This window comes from Streptococcus oralis (assembly GCF_023109195.1).
Classification (GTDB): Bacteria; Bacillota; Bacilli; order Lactobacillales; family Streptococcaceae; genus Streptococcus; species Streptococcus oralis_BV.
On sequence record NZ_JALDUB010000001.1, the window covers coordinates 290541 to 308504 of the forward strand.

Consider the following 17964-nt stretch of genomic DNA (forward strand, 5'->3'; position numbering starts at 1 on the left):
CAGAGTTGGACTTTAATCCAATTCTGCTTTTATGTATTCTAATAGCTCTTCTAGATTTTCAAGAGTGACTTTGGCGAACTGATAAGGACAGGCGTCCAAATAAGCCTTCTCAAAAAAGTCTAATTTGAGTGAGCTGTGTTTCAAACTGGCAATCTTAGGATAGTGTCTCAAATCAAGCAAAAGACCATCGTGTAGAGGATAGTGGGGTAAGGTACAGGTGTTTTTTTCAAGTAGCTCCTTAATCTGAGCCTGATAGTTCTCTTGAAGGCTCAATCGAGCCAGTCGATTTTTTTCAAATAACTGGCTATCGATGTAAAGAGAAAGAGCCTTTTGCATGATGAGATTGCTGTCATAGTCCAAGATATTTTTGTAGGAAACAAAGGCCTCTTTTAGGGCATTTGGAAGAATGAGAGCGGTAATACGAAGGGCTGGAAAGAGACTGGTTGAGAAGGACTTGATATAAATGACCCGATCCTCAGTATCCAGATAGTGGAAGGTTTGTCCCTTTTTAGAGTCTAAGTCACCTAGATAATCATCCTCTACGATGTAAACACCATACTGGTTTGCTAGATCCAGAATAGCCCTTTTTTCCTGATCAGAATAGGAATGACCTAGGGGATAGTGGAAGCGAGGAATAGTGTAGAAAAACTTGATCTTCCTAGATTTGAACTGTTCTTCTAGTTCGTCAAGGTTGATGCCATCAATTCGGCGTTCAATGGTCTGGTATGCTAGCCCCTGAGCGACCAAGAGGCGATTCATCCGGTGGTAGGTCGGTTGTTCGACCAAAATCTCCGCTCCCTTGCTCGGAAAGTCAATCTGAGAAAGGATAAAGAGAGCTTGCTGGGTACCAGATGTTAGAACCAGTTGATCGGGTTTACAGTAGAGAGCTTGGTTGAAAAGAAGTTGATGGACAGATTGTCTTAGTTCCTCAAGGCCTTCTTGGTTGTCATAGTAGTTGAAGAGGTAGTTTTCTCGGCCTATCAGGGTTTCGTTGACGCAGAGTCGGAAGTCGTCATAGGCACTGGCATGTTCGTCAGTGACTTCGATTTCCAAGTCTTGGTGCTGTCCTTGTTCTAGAACATAGTAGCCACTTTGGGGTTTGGCATAGAGGTATTGTTCATGGCGTAATTCCAGCAGGGCTCGTTGGATAGTGTCCTTGCTACAGTGGAAGTCTTGGCTCAGTTGACGGATGGAGGGAAGCCGGCTACCTGTTGGAAATTTTCCTGATTCGATCCCCTTTTTTAGAAAGGAAACGACTACTTGGTATTTACTTTCTTTCTTCATTCCAGACCTCCGTTAATTTTGTTACATTGTACCTTTTTTTTGCCTCCTTTGCAATGGGAAAAGCATTCCCCCTTTCACAACTAGGAGCAAATGTGGTATACTTAGAAAGTATGATGATTCATTGAACAGAAGATAAGAAAGAGAATGGATAGAAAAGTGCAGGAACCGGTAAAATTATTTCAATACAATACTCTAGGTGCCCTAATGGCTGGTCTCTATGGCGGAACCATGACAGTGGGAGAATTGCTAGAACATGGTGATCTTGGTTTGGGGACTTTGGATTCGATTGACGGGGAGTTGATTGTCCTTGATGGCAAGGCTTATCAAGCCAAGGGATCTGGTCAAACACCTGAAATCGTTGAAGTGGCAGCGGATGCCCTTATTCCCTATGCAGCAGTGGTTCCTCATCAGGCAGAAGTGATTTTTCGTCAGCGCTTTGAGATGACGGATAAGGAATTGGAAAAACGAATTGAGTCCTACTATGATGGGGAAAATCTTTTTCGCTCCATCAAGATTCATGGCGAATTTTCACAAATGCATGTGCGGATGATTCCCAAATCCACACCTGATACCAAGTTTGCTGATGTAGCGACTCACCAACCTGAATATAGCCGTGAAAATGTATCGGGAACTATTGTTGGATTTTGGACACCGGAGATTTTCCATGGAGTGAGTGTTGCAGGCTACCATTTGCATTTTATCTCAGATGATTTGACCTTTGGTGGGCATGTGATGGACTTTGTTATCAAAGAAGGAATGATTGAGGTTGGGGCAGTCGACCAGTTGGATCAACGTTTTCCAGTCCAAGATCGCCAGTATTTATTTGCCAAATTTAACGTTGACGAGATGAAGAAAGATATTGATAAGTCAGAATAGGAGAAAAAGATGACAGTACATATTATCCTCACCATGATCGCTTTGGTTCTCATTCTAGTAAGTGGGACTTGGTATGCCAAAAAACGGTTTAAAATCTCTCTTGCAGTGATGGGCTTGGGGGCAATCGCATTTTTTGTTTCTTCTCAAGTGTTAGAGAAGATGGTTCACCTTCTGATACTTCATCCGCAAAAAGATGGAACCATTCCGCTCATGCAAGAGCAGCCTTTCTTATATGTCCTTTATGGGATTGCCATGGCGGCCCTCTTTGAGGAAACGGCTCGTCTTGTCTTTTTTAAATGGTTGGAGAAAAAGAGAAAGCTAGAAGATCGAGATGCTTTGGCTTATGGTTTGGGACATGGGGGCTTGGAGATGCTCTATCTCGGAATGGGAAGCTTGATCAGTTTGTTGATTCTCTTTTCACTCATCCAGTCTTCAAATACTGATGTAGCCAATCTCCTTCCAAAATCTACGCTCGAAACGGTCCAGTCTCTTTCTGTATGGCAGGTTTATTTACTAGGAGTTGAACGTGTGCTTGCTCTGGTTCTCCAAATTGGTCTTTCCATCTGGGTCTATCAAAGTGTTCGTCAAAAGAAATGGATCTACCTCCTTGCTGCCTATGGTTTGCATGCCTTGTTTGACTTGGCTCCAGCCTTATCTCAAGTGGGATGGATTGCAAATCCGCTTCTAGTTGAGTTTATTCTTCTCGTAGAACTTCTAGCCTTTATCTGGCTGACAAAATCTACATTTTGGAAAAAATCATAAAAAGAGGGGTGACCTCTTTTTTTATGTAATGATAAAACAAGCTCTTTTTATGGTCGTCAAATGTCTCTAAAAATGGTATAATGGAATGAATTTTGAAAAAGGAAGAGTGACATGTCAGTAAAAGAAAAAATGCTTGAAATCTTAGAAGGAATCGATATTCGTTTTAAGGAACACTTGAAGACCTATACCTATACCAAGGTAGGAGGTCGAGCGGATTATCTAGTTTTGCCACGCAATCGCTATGAGATGGCCCGTGTTGTCCAATTTGCCAATCAAGAGAATATTCCCTGGATGGTGCTAGGAAATGCTAGTAATATCATCGTTCGTGAAGGTGGAATCCGTGGTTTTGTTATCTTATGCGACAAGCTCAATAACGTTTCGGTTGATGGTTATACCATCGAAGCAGAAGCTGGAGCAAACTTGATCGAAACGACACGTATTGCCCTTCGTCATAGTTTGACTGGTTTTGAGTTTGCTTGTGGGATTCCTGGAAGTATCGGTGGAGCTGTCTTTATGAATGCGGGTGCTTACGGAGGAGAGATTGCTCACATCTTGCAGTCTTGTCAAATTTTGACCAAGAAAGGGGAAATCGAGACCTTGTCAGTCAAGGACTTGGCTTTTGGTTATCGCCATTCAGCTATTCAGGATTCTGGGGCCATTGTCTTGTCAGCTAAATTTGCCCTAGCTCCAGGGAATCATCAGGTTATCAAGCAAGAGATGGATCGCTTGACGCACCTACGTGAACTCAAACAACCTTTAGAATACCCATCTTGTGGTTCAGTCTTTAAGCGTCCAGTGGGGCATTTTGCAGGACAATTGATTTCAGAAGCTGGTTTGAAGGGCTACCGTATCGGTGGTGTCGAAGTCTCAGAAAAACATGCAGGCTTTATGATTAACGTAGCCGATGGGACTGCAAGAGATTATGAAGACTTAATTGAGTCTGTCATTGAAAAAGTTAAAGAATATTCAGGTGTTACCTTAGAGCGAGAAGTTCGTATCTTGGGTGAACACGAATAACATTATTTTTACATAGCATTCAAAGATTGGGATTTTATCGCTAAATGAGGTTTAGGTCAATTTATTTCCTACGCTTGTGTCTAGCATTCTAACAAGGTCCCAATCTGTTAATTTACGAAGAAGAAGGAATTTAGAGGAATTGAAAAAACCAATTATTGAATTCAAAAACGTCTCTAAAGTTTTTGAAGACAGCAACACCAAGGTTCTCAAAGACATTAACTTTGAGTTGGAAGAGGGAAAGTTCTATACCTTACTAGGCGCATCTGGTTCTGGGAAATCAACCATCCTGAACATCATTGCAGGTTTACTAGATGCGACGACAGGGGATATTTTACTGGATGGGGTACGGATTAACGACATCCCAACCAACAAGCGAGACGTCCATACGGTCTTCCAATCCTATGCCTTGTTTCCACATATGAATGTGTTTGAAAATGTTGCCTTTCCGCTCCGCTTGCGTAAAATCGACAAGAAAGAAATCGAGCAACGTGTAGCGGAAGTGCTCAAGATGGTTCAGTTGGAAGGTTATGAAAAACGTTCCATCCGTAAACTCTCTGGAGGACAACGTCAGCGTGTAGCCATTGCCCGTGCCATCATCAACCAACCCCGTGTGGTCTTGTTGGATGAGCCCTTGTCAGCGCTGGACTTGAAATTGCGAACGGACATGCAGTACGAACTGCGTGAACTGCAGCAACGATTGGGGATTACCTTTGTCTTTGTCACTCACGATCAGGAGGAAGCCCTGGCTATGAGTGACTGGATTTTCGTTATGAACGATGGAGAGATTGTTCAGTCTGGAACACCTGTAGATATCTATGATGAGCCAATCAACCACTTTGTTGCCACCTTTATCGGCGAGTCCAATATCTTGCCAGGAACCATGATTGAAGACTACTTGGTTGAGTTTAACGGCAAACGCTTCGAAGCGGTCGATGGGGGGATGAAGCCAAATGAGCCAGTTGAGGTTGTCATTCGTCCAGAGGACTTGCGCATTACCCTTCCTGAAGAAGGCAAGCTCCAAGTCAAGGTTGATACCCAGCTTTTCCGTGGGGTTCATTACGAGATTATCGCCTATGACGAGCTCGGAAATGAATGGATGATCCACTCGACTCGTAAGGCCATTGTTGGCGAGGAAATCGGTCTGGACTTTGAACCAGAAGATATCCACATCATGCGTCTCAACGAAACCGAAGAAGAGTTCGATGCTCGTATCGAGGAGTACGTAGAAATCGAAGAGCAAGAAGCAGGTCTGATTAACGCGATCGAGGAGGAAAGAGATGAAGAAAACAACCTCTAAACTCTTTGTAGTGCCCTACATGCTTTGGATTGTCCTCTTTGTTCTCGCACCCTTGGTCTTGATTTTCGGTCAATCCTTTTTCAACATTGAAGGCCAATTTAGCTTAGAAAACTATAAATCCTACTTTGCGTCACAAAACTTGACCTATCTTAAAATGAGCTTCAACTCAGTCCTCTATGCAGGAATTGTGACCTTAGTAACATTGCTCATCAGCTATCCAACAGCCCTCTTTTTGACCCGTCTCAAGCACCGTCAACTCTGGCTCATGCTGATTATCCTGCCAACCTGGATCAATCTGCTTCTTAAGGCCTATGCCTTTATCGGGATTTTTGGTCAAAATGGCTCTATTAACCAATTTTTGGAATTCATCGGAATCGGTTCGCAGCAGTTGCTCTTTACGGATTTCTCCTTCATCTTTGTCGCAAGCTACATCGAGCTTCCCTTTATGATTTTGCCGATTTTCAATGTCTTGGATGATATGGATAACAATCTCATCAATGCCAGCTACGACCTCGGTGCGACCAAGTGGGAAACTTTCCGCCATGTCATCTTCCCTCTATCTATGAATGGAGTGAGAAGTGGGGTTCAGTCTGTCTTTATCCCCAGCTTGAGTCTCTTCATGCTGACACGTTTGATTGGTGGGAACCGTGTTATCACGCTGGGAACGGCCATTGAGCAGAACTTCCTGACCAATGACAACTACGGTATGGGTTCTACCATCGGTGTGATCCTCATCCTAACCATGTTCATCACCATGTGGGTGACCAAGGAAAGGAGAGAACGATGAAGAAATTTGCCAATCTCTACCTAGCCTTTGTCTTTATCATCCTATATTTGCCAATCTTTTACTTGATTGGCTATGCCTTTAATGCAGGGGATGATATGAATAGTTTTACTGGTTTTAGCTTGAGCCATTTTAAAACCATGTTTGGTGATGGTCGTCTCATGTTGATCCTCACCCAAACCTTTTTCTTGGCCTTTCTAGCTGCCTTGATTGCGACCATTATCGGGACTTTCGGTGCTATCTATATCTACCAGTCTCGTAAGAAATACCAAGAAGCCTTTCTATCATTCAATAATATCCTCATGGTTGCGCCTGACGTTATGATTGGTGCTAGCTTCTTGATTCTTTTTACCCAGCTTAAGTTTTCACTTGGCTTTTTGACGGTTCTATCTAGTCACGTGGCCTTTTCCATCCCTATCGTGGTCTTGATGGTTTTGCCTCGTCTCAAGGAGATGAATGATGACATGATTCATGCGGCCTATGACTTGGGTGCCAGCCAGTTTCAGATGTTTAAGGAAATCATGCTACCGTACCTGACTCCGTCTATCATTGCAGGTTATTTCATGGCCTTCACCTATTCGCTGGATGATTTTGCCGTGACCTTCTTTGTGACGGGAAATGGCTTTTCAACCCTGTCAGTCGAGATTTACTCTCGTGCTCGTAAGGGAATTTCGCTAGAAATCAATGCCCTCTCTGCCCTTGTCTTTCTCTTTAGTATTATCCTAGTTGTTGGCTATTACTTTATCTCACGTGAGAAGGAGGAGCAAGCATGAAAAAACTCTATTCATTTTTAGCAGGAATTGCAGCAATTATCCTTGTCTTGTGGGGGATTTCCCATCATCTAGATAGTAAAATCAACAGTCGAGATAGTCAAAAATTGGTTATCTACAACTGGGGGGACTATATCGATCCCGAACTCTTGGAGAAATTCACAGAAGAAACAGGAGTCCAAGTCCAGTATGAGACCTTTGATTCCAACGAAGCCATGTATACCAAGATCAAGCAGGGTGGAACGACCTACGATATTGCCATCCCGAGTGAATACATGATCAACAAGATGAAGGACGAAGACCTCTTGGTTCCGCTTGATTATTCAAAAATTGAAGGAATCGAAAATATCGGACCTGAGTTCCTCAACCAGTCTTTTGACCCGGGCAATAAATTCTCCATCCCTTACTTCTGGGGGACCTTGGGAATCGTCTACAATGAAACCAAGGTAGATGAGGCGCCTGAGCATTGGGATGACCTCTGGAAACCAGAATACAAGGATTCCATCATGCTTTTTGATGGGGCGCGTGAGGTGCTGGGACTCGGGCTTAACTCGCTCGGTTACAGTCTTAACTCTAAGGATCCTCAGCAGTTGGAAGAAACGGTAGACAAGCTCTACAAACTGACTCCAAATATCAAGGCCATTGTGGCAGACGAGATGAAGGGTTACATGATTCAGAACAACGCTGCTATCGGTGTGACTTTCTCTGGGGAAGCCAGCCAGATGTTGGAGAAAAATCCTAACCTCAAGTATGTCGTTCCGACTGAGGCCAGCAATCTCTGGTTTGATAACATGGTCATTCCAAAAACCGTGAAAAATCAAGATGCCGCCTATGCCTTTATCAACTTTATGTTGAAACCCGAAAATGCTCTGAAAAATGCGGAGTATGTAGGTTACTCAACACCAAACCTACCAGCAAAGGAAATGCTCCCAGAGGAGACTCGTGAGGACAAATCCTTCTATCCAGACGCTGATACCATGAAACACCTGGAAGTTTATGAGAAATTTGACCATAAATGGACAGGAAAATATAGCGACCTCTTCCTACAGTTTAAAATGTATCGGAAGTAGGAGATAAACGTAATAAAACGAATCAGTTAAGCTGGTTCGTTTTTGTGTTGGTAACTATAATTAAAAACAACTTATAAAAGTTTGACCCTAACTATGCTTTTTTGTATAATAACATATGAGAAATACAAATTTAATTAAATATAATGAGGTGTTAAATTTTATTATGGATTTAAAGTTAAACGATATTTTGAATATAAGTGAACAAAATCAATGGAAATTCAAGGTAAAATTTAATAATTGGACGGGCGAAAATCCAATTCAGACCTATTTGAGAGACGAAGAAATAATTAATAACTACAACTTATTTTGGAGAACAAATAAGCGATATTTCAATGTTGGAGATATTGTCATAAATTTCATTAAGATTGATAATAACAAATGGTTATTAACTACTATAAAAGAAGTGAGTAAGGAACTTTTTGTTACTGGAGGACAAAATTATGAAGGAATTGAACTAAAGGAATATTCAGCCCTTTTTGGTCGTCTAATTATTCGGTACAGAAAAGAATCTAGAGGTTCAGTTCTAAAGTATACAACTTGTAAGGAAAAACTTGTGATAGAGCAATTGTTATCAGATTCATTTGGAGGAGAAGAATTTCCAGGATATGATAATATTTCTTTATCTTACAAAGAATTAGAATTGATTTTACGTTTGAGAAAAAAAGATTGGATAACTGCTTTAGAAAATCAAAAAGCTGTTTATCTTATTACGGATAAGCAGAATGGTAAATTATATGTAGGCTCAGCAACTTCAAACTATGGTATGCTTTTACAACGTTGGCAATCCTATGTGGATAATGGACATGGTGGCAATAAAGAACTTAGGATTTTGGTTGAAAAACAAGGGTTGAATTACGTTAAAGAAAATTTTCAATACTCTGTATTGGAAAACTATAACGGTAAAATAGATGATAAGTTTGTTTTAAAACGTGAATCCTGGTGGAAAGAAGTTTTAAAATCTAGGGAACATGGTTATAATGCGAACTAGGAGGGAATATGAATAATCTGAATGATTGGGAAAAAGCTCGTCGAGAAGAAGAATTGAATCAAGAGCTAAAAAGACAGAATAACTTGTTGGAACAACAGAGATGGGAACAGCAATTTTCTAACCAAAAACAACAGGCAGCACTAGATGAACAAAATCGTCTCGCTCGAGAACAACAAGAAACATTAAAAGAGAGAAATGAACTAGAACGTCAGAGACAATGGGACGAGGAATCTCGACATCAACGAGAGTTAGAATTACGTATAGAACAACAATATAAAGATAATATATTTGATTTAAAAAAACTTTGGGCCAAAGCTGAAACTGAAGATGAGAGAGGGAGAATTCAGATACTCTTAGCAGAAGCAGAAGCTGACTGGAATGAGTATTTGTTGGAGAAAGAAAGAGAAGCAGAAAGACAACGATTAGCTACAGAGCAATTTCAATTAAAACAACAGCAAGAAATAGAACAGAATGAATTATTAGAGCGTCGTAGACAGAAAATAAGTAGAATAAAGTGGTTTTTCGGAATAGCTATAAGCTTACTTTTATTAGTGATAATTGGAACTTTTTTCATAGGTATGAGCAGGTCTAAATCATCTCATAACAGTACTAAGCAATCAACTCAATCATCTAATTCAGCAACCTCCACAAGTTCTACAAAGCAAGCTTCTCTTGGTGGAAATAAATCTAAAGATAAACAAACTTCATCTACAAGTTCTGCCTCTTCTAGTTCACAGGTATCAAAAGTATATATTGGAAACTACATTGGTCGAAAAGTCTCGGCTGCTATAGATGAATTGAAGAGTAAAAAAATTACTGAGGATCATATAAAAGTTGAAGAAGAGGAAAGTGATGAATATTCTCCTGGTACAATTTTACGTCAGAGTTTGTTAGAGGGGACTTTATATGATTTGAATGATTCATCAGATATTACTTTTACTGTTGCAAAAGAGCGAACTAGTGCTACAATGCCAAATTATGCAGGTTCAAGTTTAGAGTTTACAAAAAATAATTTAACTAACATTGTAGGTATAAAAGAAGCTAATATTGAAGTAGTAGAAGTTTCCAGTGCTCCTGAGGGTACTGCTGAAGGAACAGTAGTATCTCAAACTCCAAAAGCTGGAGAGAAAGTTGATTTGAAACGTACACGAATTAAAATTTCAATTTATAAGCCCAAAAATACTCAAACATCACAAAGTAGATCTAGATAAATTAAGAGGTTAATGCAGAAGTTTATGATTCGTTGTCATCAACCTTGACGAACTCCTCCAAAAACGATATAATACTAGAGTTGAGAATTGATTTTCTGTCATCTTAGTCCAGAGAATTGGCGGTGCTGCGAGCCATCTAAGGTAGGAAATCATGCTACTCAATCATACAATTGCATAAGAATAAGAGAATGACAAGTTCATTGAATGAAGGTGGTACCGCGGTTTTTCGCCCTTCGAGATATGGACTTGTCTTTTAATTTTTGGAGGTGTTTATGAAGACATTTCTCGTGAAACAAAAGTTTCGTCTTGGAGGCGAACGTTTTGATATCAAGGATGAAAGAGGAGTAGTGAACTATCAGGTGGAGGGCTCATTTTTCCAAATTCCTAAGACCTTTACCATCTATGACGCCTATGGTGAGCAAGTCAGTGAAATCAGTAAAGAATTTTTCACTTTGCTTCCTCGCTTTACTATCCAGTTACGAAACGGTTCCAATTTCGTCATTCGTAAGAAGTTGACCTTCTTTCGAGATAAGTATGAGTTTGACAATCTGGGGCTTCGTATCGAGGGCAATATCTGGGATTTGAATTTCAAATTGCTAGATGATCGTGATCAGCTTGTCGCCGAGATTCGGAAAGAGATTTTCCATTTGACCTCAACTTACACCGTAACCGTCTATGAAGACTCTTATGCAGACCTGGTCATTTCCCTCTGTGTCGCGATTGACTATGTGGAAATGCTGGAAAGCCAATCAAATTAAACAAGTAAATAAGGAGATATTATGAAACAACTATCTAGTGCTCAAGTTCGCCAAATGTGGCTTGATTTCTGGGCAAGCAAAGGTCACTCTGTAGAACCATCAGTCAGCTTGGTTCCTGTAAATGACCCAACTCTTTTGTGGATCAACTCTGGGGTAGCAACCCTTAAGAAATACTTTGACGGAACCATTATCCCTGAAAACCCACGTATTACCAATGCGCAAAAAGCTATCCGTACCAATGACATCGAAAATGTCGGAAAAACGGCTCGCCACCATACTATGTTTGAAATGTTGGGGAACTTCTCTATCGGGGATTACTTCCGTGACGAAGCCATCACTTGGGCTTATGAGCTTTTGACCAGCCCAGAATGGTTTGATTTTCCTGCTGAAAAACTGTACATGACCTACTATCCAGACGATAAGGATTCTTATAACCGCTGGATTGAAGTAGGAGTGGACCCAAGCCACTTGATCCCAATCGAAGACAACTTCTGGGAAATCGGTGCTGGACCTTCTGGACCTGATACAGAAATCTTCTTTGACCGTGGAGAAGCATTTGACCCAGAAAATATCGGTCTTCGCCTGCTTGCAGAGGATATCGAAAACGACCGTTACATCGAAATCTGGAACATCGTTTTGTCACAATTTAACGCAGACCCTGCTGTTCCTCGTAGTGAATACAAGGAATTGCCACACAAGAACATTGATACGGGCGCTGGTTTGGAGCGTTTGGTGGCGGTTATCCAAGGGGCTAAGACCAACTTTGAAACGGACCTCTTCATGCCGATTATCCGTGAAGTTGAGAAATTGTCTGGTAAGGTCTACGACCAAGATGGCGATAACATGAGCTTTAAGGTCATCGCTGACCACATTCGTTCTCTTTCATTTGCCATCGGTGATGGTGCTCTTCCTGGGAACGAAGGTCGTGGTTATGTTCTTCGTCGTTTGCTCCGTCGTGCTTCTATGCACGGTCAAAAATTGGGTATCAACGAGCCTTTCCTTTACAAACTCGTTCCAACTGTTGGAAAAATCATGGAAAGCTACTACCCAGAAGTGCTTGAAAAACGTGACTTTATCGAGAAAATCGTGAAGAGCGAGGAAGAGTCATTTGCCCGTACTCTTCACTCAGGTCAACACTTTGCAGAAACCATTGTAGCTGATTTGAAAGCGAAAGGTCAAAACGTTATTGCGGGGCAAGATGTCTTCAAACTCTACGATACATATGGATTTCCAGTTGAGTTGACAGAAGAAATCGCTGAAGAAGCTGGTATGACTGTAGACCGTGAAGGTTTTGAAGCAGCCATGAAAGAGCAACAAGAACGTGCGCGTGCATCAGCTGTTAAGGGTGGCTCAATGGGTATGCAAAATGAAACCCTTCAAAACATCACAGTGGAAAGCCGATTTAACTACAAAAAAGAAAAACTAGCTAGTAGACTTGTTGCTATCGTAGCGGACAATGCAGAAGTAAACGTTGTTTCAGAAGGAACTGCCTCTCTTATCTTTGCGGAAACACCATTCTACGCTGAAATGGGTGGACAGGTTGCAGACCATGGTAAAATCTATAATTCAGAAGGAAAACTTGTAGCAAAAGTTACAGACGTTCAAAAGGCACCAAATGGACAGCCATTGCATACGGTTGAAGTTCTTAAACCTCTTTATTTGAACAAAAATTATAAACTCAAGATTGATACAAATCGTCGTCACCGTGTTATGAAAAACCACACTGCGACTCACTTGCTTCACGCTGCCCTTCACAATATCCTTGGAAACCATGCGACACAAGCAGGATCTCTGAACGAAGTCGAATTCCTTCGCTTTGACTTCACTCACTTCCAAGCCGTGACTCCAGAAGAGTTGCGTGCTATTGAACAGCAAGTCAATGAGAAAATCTGGGAAGCAATTGCAGTAGAAACTGTTGAGACAGATATTGACACTGCTAAAGAAATGGGAGCTATGGCTCTCTTTGGTGAGAAATACGGTAAGGAAGTCCGTGTTGTGACCATTAGCGATTACTCTGTGGAACTCTGTGGTGGTACCCATGTTGGCAACACCTCTGAGATTGGTCTCTTCAAGATTGTTAAAGAAGAAGGGATTGGATCAGGAACTCGTCGTATCTTGGCAGTAACTGGTAAAGAAGCCTTTGAAGCCTACCGTGAACAAGAAGATGCTCTTAAAGCTGTTGCTGCAACCTTGAAAGCACCTCAACTCAAGGAAGTACCTCATAAAGTAGAAGGACTTCAAGAGCAACTTCGTCAATTGCAAAAAGAAAATGCAGAATTGAAGGAAAAAGCAGCAGCTGCAGCGGCAGGTGATGTCTTCAAGGACGTGAAGGAAGTCAACGGTCACCGTTACATTGCTAGCCAAGTTTCTGTTTCAGACGCGGGTGCCCTTCGTACCTTTGCGGATAACTGGAAACAAAAAGACTACTCTGATGTGCTTGTCCTAGTTGCCGCTATCGGTGACAAAGTCAATGTTCTTGTAGCTAGCAAGACAAAAGATGTGCATGCAGGAAATCTTGTCAAAGAATTGGCTCCAATCGTCGATGGACGTGGTGGTGGTAAACCAGACATGGCCATGGCAGGAGGAAGCAACCAAGCGAAAATCCAAGAATTGTTGGATGAAGTAGCAGGTAAATTGTAATCAAGCAAAGATCTATCCACTCGGGTAGGTCTTTTTGTGCATACAAAAAAGCCAAATCCGGTTGAATCTGGCTTGTACCTGATAGGTTTATTTTGTTGCCCAGACACTGACTGAACCCGCTGCTACTGGAAATTCTCCATAACCTTCAGCATTGATCGTAACTTGTGCTGGATGATTTTCAAGGAGGTCAACAAAGGTTTGGTCAGCCCATTCTTGACCGACAAACATAGCCTTGCTGTTTTCTTGGTCATTTGAGATAAGGACAGCGATTGGAGATTGATGTTCAGCACCTGAACGAACCCAACCGATACAGTTGGCATCGTCAAAGTAGTCTGTTTGCTCTCCATAGGCTAAATCTTTTCGGATGGCTAGGAGACGGTCAAGAACTTCTTTGAAATCTTGTTGAGCAAATTGCCCTGAAATGCCGTAATAATCTCCGTAAAAGACACATGGAAGACCATCTTGGCGTAATAGAATAAGGACATAGGCTGCTGGCTTGAACCATTCTTCAACAGTAGACTCAAGGGCTTGTCCTCGTTGAGTATCATGGTTGTCGACGAAAGTGACAGCCTTGTCGGGTTTTAGTTCAACCAAGCTATCTGTGAAAATGTTACGAAGGTCGTAGCTTGCTCCAGCTTGACTGGCTTCAAAGAGGTTCTGGTGGAGGCGAACATCGACAAGATCAAAGCGTTCCTCCGTTTTTTCGAGATAGTCTAGATTGGCTTCTTTATCTGGATTCCAAAATTCCCCAAAAACGTAGAAATCTTGACCGTATTTTTCCTTCATATCACGGATAAAATTGCCCATAAAGAAAGAGTCAATGTGTTTAACGGCATCCAAGCGGAAACCAGCTACACCAGTCGTTTCCATGAACCAGTCAGCCCAGTCATAGATATTTTGGATGACTTCGGGATGCTTAAAGTCTAGGTCGGCATACATGAGGTAGTCGTAGTTACCGTTTTCGTTATCGACCAATTCCTCATTTGCCCAGCCTTTGTTGTCTCCCTGGATTAGGTAAATACCAGACTTACGGCGTTTGGCATCGTAGTCTGTACCTGTGAAGTGGTACCAGTGCCAGTGGAAATCATTGTAGGTGTCTTGGCGACCATCGAAAGTAAAGTGAGTCCAGCCATTGATAGTAAAGGGCTCGCTTAGTTGAACGGTACGATCCTCAGGATCCACTTCAATAACCTGAAAGGCTTCCATATGATCGGCAGCAGCCTTGTGATTGAGAACCACATCGGCCATAGGTTGAATTCCCTGTTCCTTCAGGGCTTGAATGGCTTGAAGATAGTCTTCTTTAAATCCATACTTGGTACGGACAGTCCCTTTTTGGTGAAATTCGCCTAGGTCAAAAAGATCGTAAACACCATAGCCGACATCTTTTTCGTTGGTTGCCTTGAAGGCAGGTGGCATCCAGACATGGCTGATACCAAGGTTTGCTAGGTGCTCTGCATCATTTGTCAGTCGCGTCCAGTGTTGGCCGTCGTGAGGCAAATACCATTCAAAGTATTGCATAAGTGTCTGATTTTGCATTGTTTTTCCTCTTGCTTATCAATGTTGTGTTTTATTCTACCATAAAGTTCAGAACTAGGCAAACGTTTGCGCAAGATTCTATACTCATTTCTGAAATTGTCTATTTTTAGCGAATAAAATCTCTCTTTCCATCACAAGGAGAAGAATTTTTTGGTGAAAAAGTAAATGGCATAAACTTATTATAACAAAAATGACACTTAGTAAACTAAAGTACAACTGGTTAAACGGTTTCTTTTTTGAGAATTGTCACAAAATTTGCTATAATAGTAGCTATGAATAGAATTAGGGTCAGCAGACGTGTTGAAAAAAAGCTAGCTAAGGGTCTAGTTCTTTTGGAAGCGAGTGATTTAACAGATATTGAACTGACGGATCAGGCAGTAGAAGTTCTTAGTCAAGACGGAAAGTTTTTAGGGAGCGCCTATCTTTCCCAGCAGAACAAGGGAATCGGCTGGTTGGTCAGCAAGGAAAAGGTTCGTTTCAATCAAACCTTTTTTGAAATTCTGTTTCGTAAGGCCAAGGAAGCTAGAAAGCCTTATTATCAGGATGACTTGACCACTGCTTTTCGCCTTTTTAACCAAGAGGGGGATGGTTTTGGGGGTCTGACTGTTGATCTCTATGGAGGTTATGCTGTCTTTTCTTGGTACAACTCCTTTGTTTACCAGATTCGTGAGCTGATCATAAATGCTTTTAAGGAAGTTTTCCCTGAGGTCCTGGGGGCTTATGAGAAGATTCGTTTTAAAGGTCTAGACTATGAGTCTGCTTATGTTTATGGTGAGGAAGCGCCAGACTATTTTACTGTTCTTGAGAATGGCGTGCTCTATCAAGTCTTTATGAATGATGGCTTGATGACAGGGATTTTCCTAGACCAGCATGAGGTTCGTGGGAGTCTGGTTGATGGCCTGGCTATGGGCAAATCCTTGCTCAATATGTTTTCCTATACGGCTGCCTTTTCAGTTGCTGCAGCTATGGGAGGCGCTAGCGAGACGACTTCTGTCGACTTGGCCAAACGGTCTAGAGAGCTGTCAGAAGCCCATTTTCATGTAAATGGACTTAGCACGGACAATCATCGTTTTATCGTCATGGATGTTTTTGAGTACTTCAAGTATGCCAAGCGAAAAGGCTTGACCTATGATGTGATTGTGCTTGATCCGCCGAGCTTTGCCCGCAATAAAAAACAAACATTCTCTGTAGCTAAGGACTATCACAAGTTGATTTCCCAGAGTCTAGAGATTTTAAATCCGGGAGGCATTATCATTGCCAGTACCAATGCTGCCAATGTTTCCCGCCAGAAATTTACAGAACAAATTGATAAAGGTTTTGCAGGAAGAAAATATCAAATTTTAAACCAATATGGTCTTCCAGCAGACTTTGCCTATAATAAAAAAGATGAAAGCAGTAATTACCTCAAGGTGATTAGTATGAAGGTTAGTAGATGAAATTAATCGTTTCAGTGATGCCAAGAAGTTTAGAAGAAGCGCAAGAACTGGATGCTACTAGGTATGAAGATGCCGATATCATTGAGTGGCGTGCGGACTTTCTTACAAAGGACGCTATTTTACAGGTAGCACCCGCTATCTTTGAGAAATTTGCAGGACGCGAACTTGTCTTTACCCTTCGGACTCGCGCTGAGGGAGGAGAAATCGAACTTTCCTCAGAAGAGTATGTTCAAATCATCAAGGAAGTTACTCAGCTCTATCAGCCGGATTATGTAGATTTTGAGTATTTCAGCTACAAGGATGTTTTTGAGGAAATGTTGGATTTTCCAAATCTTGTTTTGAGTTACCATAATTTCCAGGAGACACCTGAAAACATGATGGAAATTTTGTCTGAGTTGACCAGTCTCTCTCCGAAAGTGGTCAAGGTATCAGTTATGGCCCATACGGAGCAGGATGTTTTAGACCTGATGAACTACACTCGAGGATTTAAGACACTCAACCCTGAGCAAGAGTACGTGACCATTTCCATGGGGAAAATGGGCAAGGTATCACGTATTACTTCAGATGTGACGGGTTCAAGTTGGTCATTTGCTAGTCTGGATGAAGCGAGTGCCCCAGGTCAGATTTCGCTATCAAACATGAAGAAAATCAGGGAGATTTTGGATGAAGCTTGATGGCTATACGCGTTTAGCTGCAGTTGTTGCCAATCCCATTAAACACTCTATTTCACCCTTTATTCACAATAGGGCCTTTGAGGCGACAGCTATTAATGGTGCCTATGTAGCTTGGGAGATTGAAGCGGGTGATTTGGCAGAAACAGTCGCCAATATTCGCCGTTACCAGATGTTTGGCATCAACCTGTCTATGCCTTACAAGGAGCAAGTGATTCCTTATCTGGATGAGTTGAGTGATGAGGCTCGTTTGATTGGGGCGGTCAATACTGTTGTCAATCATAATGGCACTTTAATTGGATATAATACAGATGGCAAGGGATTCTTTAAGAGCTTGCCTTCTTTTACAATCTCGGATAAGAAAATGACCATTCTGGGAGCAGGTGGTGCAGCCAAGTCCATTTTGGCTCAGGCTATTTTGGATGGCGCTAGTCAGATTTCAGTCTTTGTTCGTTCAGTTTCCATGGAAAAAACAAGACCTTACCTAGACAAGTTGCAGGACCAAACAGGATTTAAAGTGGATTTGTACGCTTTAGAAGATGCTTCTGAACTGCAATCAAGGATTGCTGAGGCGGACTTATTAGTCAATGCGACTAGTGTGGGAATGGATGGCAAATCATTCCCAGTTCCTGAAAGCATAGTCTTACCAGAAACTCTATTGGTGGCAGATATTATTTACCAACCCTTTGAGACTCCATTTTTGAAATGGGCCAAAGGTCAGGGGAATCAAGCAATCAATGGCCTTGGAATGTTGCTCTATCAAGCTGCTGAAGCTTTTCAACTGTGGACAGGTAAAGAAATGCCGACAGACGAGATTTGGCAGTCCTTAACAGAAAAATATAAATAGTGAAAAGGAGACCCTCC

General features: G+C 41.7%; 16 protein-coding genes. 14 read left to right on the forward strand and 2 right to left on the reverse strand.

The features are described 5' to 3' along the window. Positions 1-12 precede the first annotated feature (12 nt). Positions 13-1284 (reverse strand): aminotransferase-like domain-containing protein, encoded by a 1272-nt coding sequence (locus tag M1F65_RS01400; protein ID WP_042902109.1) that lies wholly within the window; start codon positions 1282-1284, stop codon positions 13-15. Positions 1285-1428: 144 nt separating this feature from the next. Between M1F65_RS01400 and budA the strand changes: the two genes are divergently transcribed. The 11 genes from budA to alaS all read left to right on the forward strand — a co-directional run bounded on the left by budA (position 1429) and on the right by alaS (position 13457). Next, the gene (gene budA / locus M1F65_RS01405; RefSeq protein ID WP_000375405.1) at positions 1429-2160 is read left to right on the forward strand and encodes an acetolactate decarboxylase; all 732 of its coding nucleotides are present in this window, start codon (positions 1429-1431) and stop codon (positions 2158-2160) included. A 9-nt stretch (positions 2161-2169) separates the two neighbouring features. Further along, a complete protein-coding gene (locus tag M1F65_RS01410) occupies positions 2170-2922 on the forward strand; it encodes a YhfC family intramembrane metalloprotease (protein ID WP_042902110.1) in 753 nt (250 codons plus the stop codon). Between the two features lie 111 nt (positions 2923-3033). Continuing rightward, positions 3034-3939: a UDP-N-acetylmuramate dehydrogenase gene (murB, locus tag M1F65_RS01415; protein WP_042902111.1), complete on the forward strand. Its 906-nt coding sequence runs from the start codon at positions 3034-3036 to the stop codon at positions 3937-3939. A gap of 139 nt (positions 3940-4078) precedes the next feature. Continuing rightward, positions 4079-5236, forward strand: a complete 1158-nt coding sequence (locus M1F65_RS01420; RefSeq protein ID WP_000742901.1) for an ABC transporter ATP-binding protein — start codon at positions 4079-4081, stop codon at positions 5234-5236. Beyond that, on the forward strand, positions 5217-6023 hold the full coding sequence (locus tag M1F65_RS01425; RefSeq protein WP_000754122.1) for an ABC transporter permease: 807 nt from the start codon (positions 5217-5219) through the stop codon (positions 6021-6023). Before M1F65_RS01420 ends, M1F65_RS01425 begins: the two co-directional genes overlap by 20 nt. Beyond that, a complete protein-coding gene (locus tag M1F65_RS01430) occupies positions 6020-6793 on the forward strand; it encodes an ABC transporter permease (protein ID WP_247925330.1) in 774 nt (257 codons plus the stop codon). Before M1F65_RS01425 ends, M1F65_RS01430 begins: the two co-directional genes overlap by 4 nt. Next, entirely contained in the window at positions 6790-7860 is a 1071-nt protein-coding gene (locus M1F65_RS01435; RefSeq protein WP_084944661.1) for an ABC transporter substrate-binding protein, read from the forward strand. The genes M1F65_RS01430 and M1F65_RS01435 overlap by 4 nt, the downstream gene beginning before the upstream one ends. A 163-nt stretch (positions 7861-8023) precedes the next feature. Further along, entirely contained in the window at positions 8024-8848 is an 825-nt protein-coding gene (locus M1F65_RS01440; protein ID WP_042902115.1) for a GIY-YIG nuclease family protein, read from the forward strand. An 8-nt stretch (positions 8849-8856) separates the two neighbouring features. Continuing rightward, entirely contained in the window at positions 8857-10059 is a 1203-nt protein-coding gene (locus M1F65_RS10080) for a PASTA domain-containing protein (RefSeq protein WP_004240272.1), read from the forward strand. 272 nt (positions 10060-10331) lie between these two features. Beyond that, entirely contained in the window at positions 10332-10817 is a 486-nt protein-coding gene (locus M1F65_RS01450; protein ID WP_042902116.1) for an LURP-one-related/scramblase family protein, read from the forward strand. A gap of 21 nt (positions 10818-10838) precedes the next feature. Then, a complete protein-coding gene (alaS, locus tag M1F65_RS01455) occupies positions 10839-13457 on the forward strand; it encodes an alanine--tRNA ligase (RefSeq protein ID WP_042902117.1) in 2619 nt (872 codons plus the stop codon). A gap of 87 nt (positions 13458-13544) precedes the next feature. Here the strand turns inward: alaS and M1F65_RS01460 are convergent, their stop codons facing one another. Beyond that, a complete protein-coding gene (locus M1F65_RS01460) occupies positions 13545-14993 on the reverse strand; it encodes an alpha-amylase (RefSeq protein ID WP_247925331.1) in 1449 nt (482 codons plus the stop codon). A gap of 272 nt (positions 14994-15265) precedes the next feature. On the opposite strand from M1F65_RS01460, the gene M1F65_RS01465 reads away from it, so the two are divergent. Genes M1F65_RS01465 through M1F65_RS01475 form a run of 3 tightly spaced genes read left to right on the forward strand, consistent with a single transcriptional unit; the run spans position 15266 to position 17947 of the window. Next, positions 15266-16429, forward strand: a complete 1164-nt coding sequence (locus tag M1F65_RS01465) for a class I SAM-dependent rRNA methyltransferase (protein ID WP_042902120.1) — start codon at positions 15266-15268, stop codon at positions 16427-16429. Next, positions 16426-17103 (forward strand): type I 3-dehydroquinate dehydratase, encoded by a 678-nt coding sequence (gene aroD / locus M1F65_RS01470; protein WP_000767778.1) that lies wholly within the window; start codon positions 16426-16428, stop codon positions 17101-17103. The genes M1F65_RS01465 and aroD overlap by 4 nt, the downstream gene beginning before the upstream one ends. Continuing rightward, positions 17093-17947: a shikimate dehydrogenase gene (locus tag M1F65_RS01475; protein WP_042902121.1), complete on the forward strand. Its 855-nt coding sequence runs from the start codon at positions 17093-17095 to the stop codon at positions 17945-17947. Before aroD ends, M1F65_RS01475 begins: the two co-directional genes overlap by 11 nt. Positions 17948-17964: the final 17 nt, after the last annotated feature.

Coding starts and splice junctions, on each gene's coding strand:
- M1F65_RS01400 (WP_042902109.1), bottom strand. CDS start 1,284: ATGAAGAAAGAAAGTAAATACCAAGTAGTCGTTTCCTTTCTAAAAAAG.
- budA (WP_000375405.1), top strand. CDS start 1,429: ATGGATAGAAAAGTGCAGGAACCGGTAAAATTATTTCAATACAATACT.
- M1F65_RS01410 (WP_042902110.1), top strand. CDS start 2,170: ATGACAGTACATATTATCCTCACCATGATCGCTTTGGTTCTCATTCTA.
- murB (WP_042902111.1), top strand. CDS start 3,034: ATGTCAGTAAAAGAAAAAATGCTTGAAATCTTAGAAGGAATCGATATT.
- M1F65_RS01425 (WP_000754122.1), top strand. CDS start 5,217: ATGAAGAAAACAACCTCTAAACTCTTTGTAGTGCCCTACATGCTTTGG.
- M1F65_RS01430 (WP_247925330.1), top strand. CDS start 6,020: ATGAAGAAATTTGCCAATCTCTACCTAGCCTTTGTCTTTATCATCCTA.
- M1F65_RS01435 (WP_084944661.1), top strand. CDS start 6,790: ATGAAAAAACTCTATTCATTTTTAGCAGGAATTGCAGCAATTATCCTT.
- M1F65_RS01440 (WP_042902115.1), top strand. CDS start 8,024: ATGGATTTAAAGTTAAACGATATTTTGAATATAAGTGAACAAAATCAA.
- M1F65_RS10080 (WP_004240272.1), top strand. CDS start 8,857: ATGAATAATCTGAATGATTGGGAAAAAGCTCGTCGAGAAGAAGAATTG.
- M1F65_RS01450 (WP_042902116.1), top strand. CDS start 10,332: ATGAAGACATTTCTCGTGAAACAAAAGTTTCGTCTTGGAGGCGAACGT.
- alaS (WP_042902117.1), top strand. CDS start 10,839: ATGAAACAACTATCTAGTGCTCAAGTTCGCCAAATGTGGCTTGATTTC.
- M1F65_RS01460 (WP_247925331.1), bottom strand. CDS start 14,993: ATGCAAAATCAGACACTTATGCAATACTTTGAATGGTATTTGCCTCAC.
- M1F65_RS01465 (WP_042902120.1), top strand. CDS start 15,266: ATGAATAGAATTAGGGTCAGCAGACGTGTTGAAAAAAAGCTAGCTAAG.
- aroD (WP_000767778.1), top strand. CDS start 16,426: ATGAAATTAATCGTTTCAGTGATGCCAAGAAGTTTAGAAGAAGCGCAA.
- M1F65_RS01475 (WP_042902121.1), top strand. CDS start 17,093: ATGAAGCTTGATGGCTATACGCGTTTAGCTGCAGTTGTTGCCAATCCC.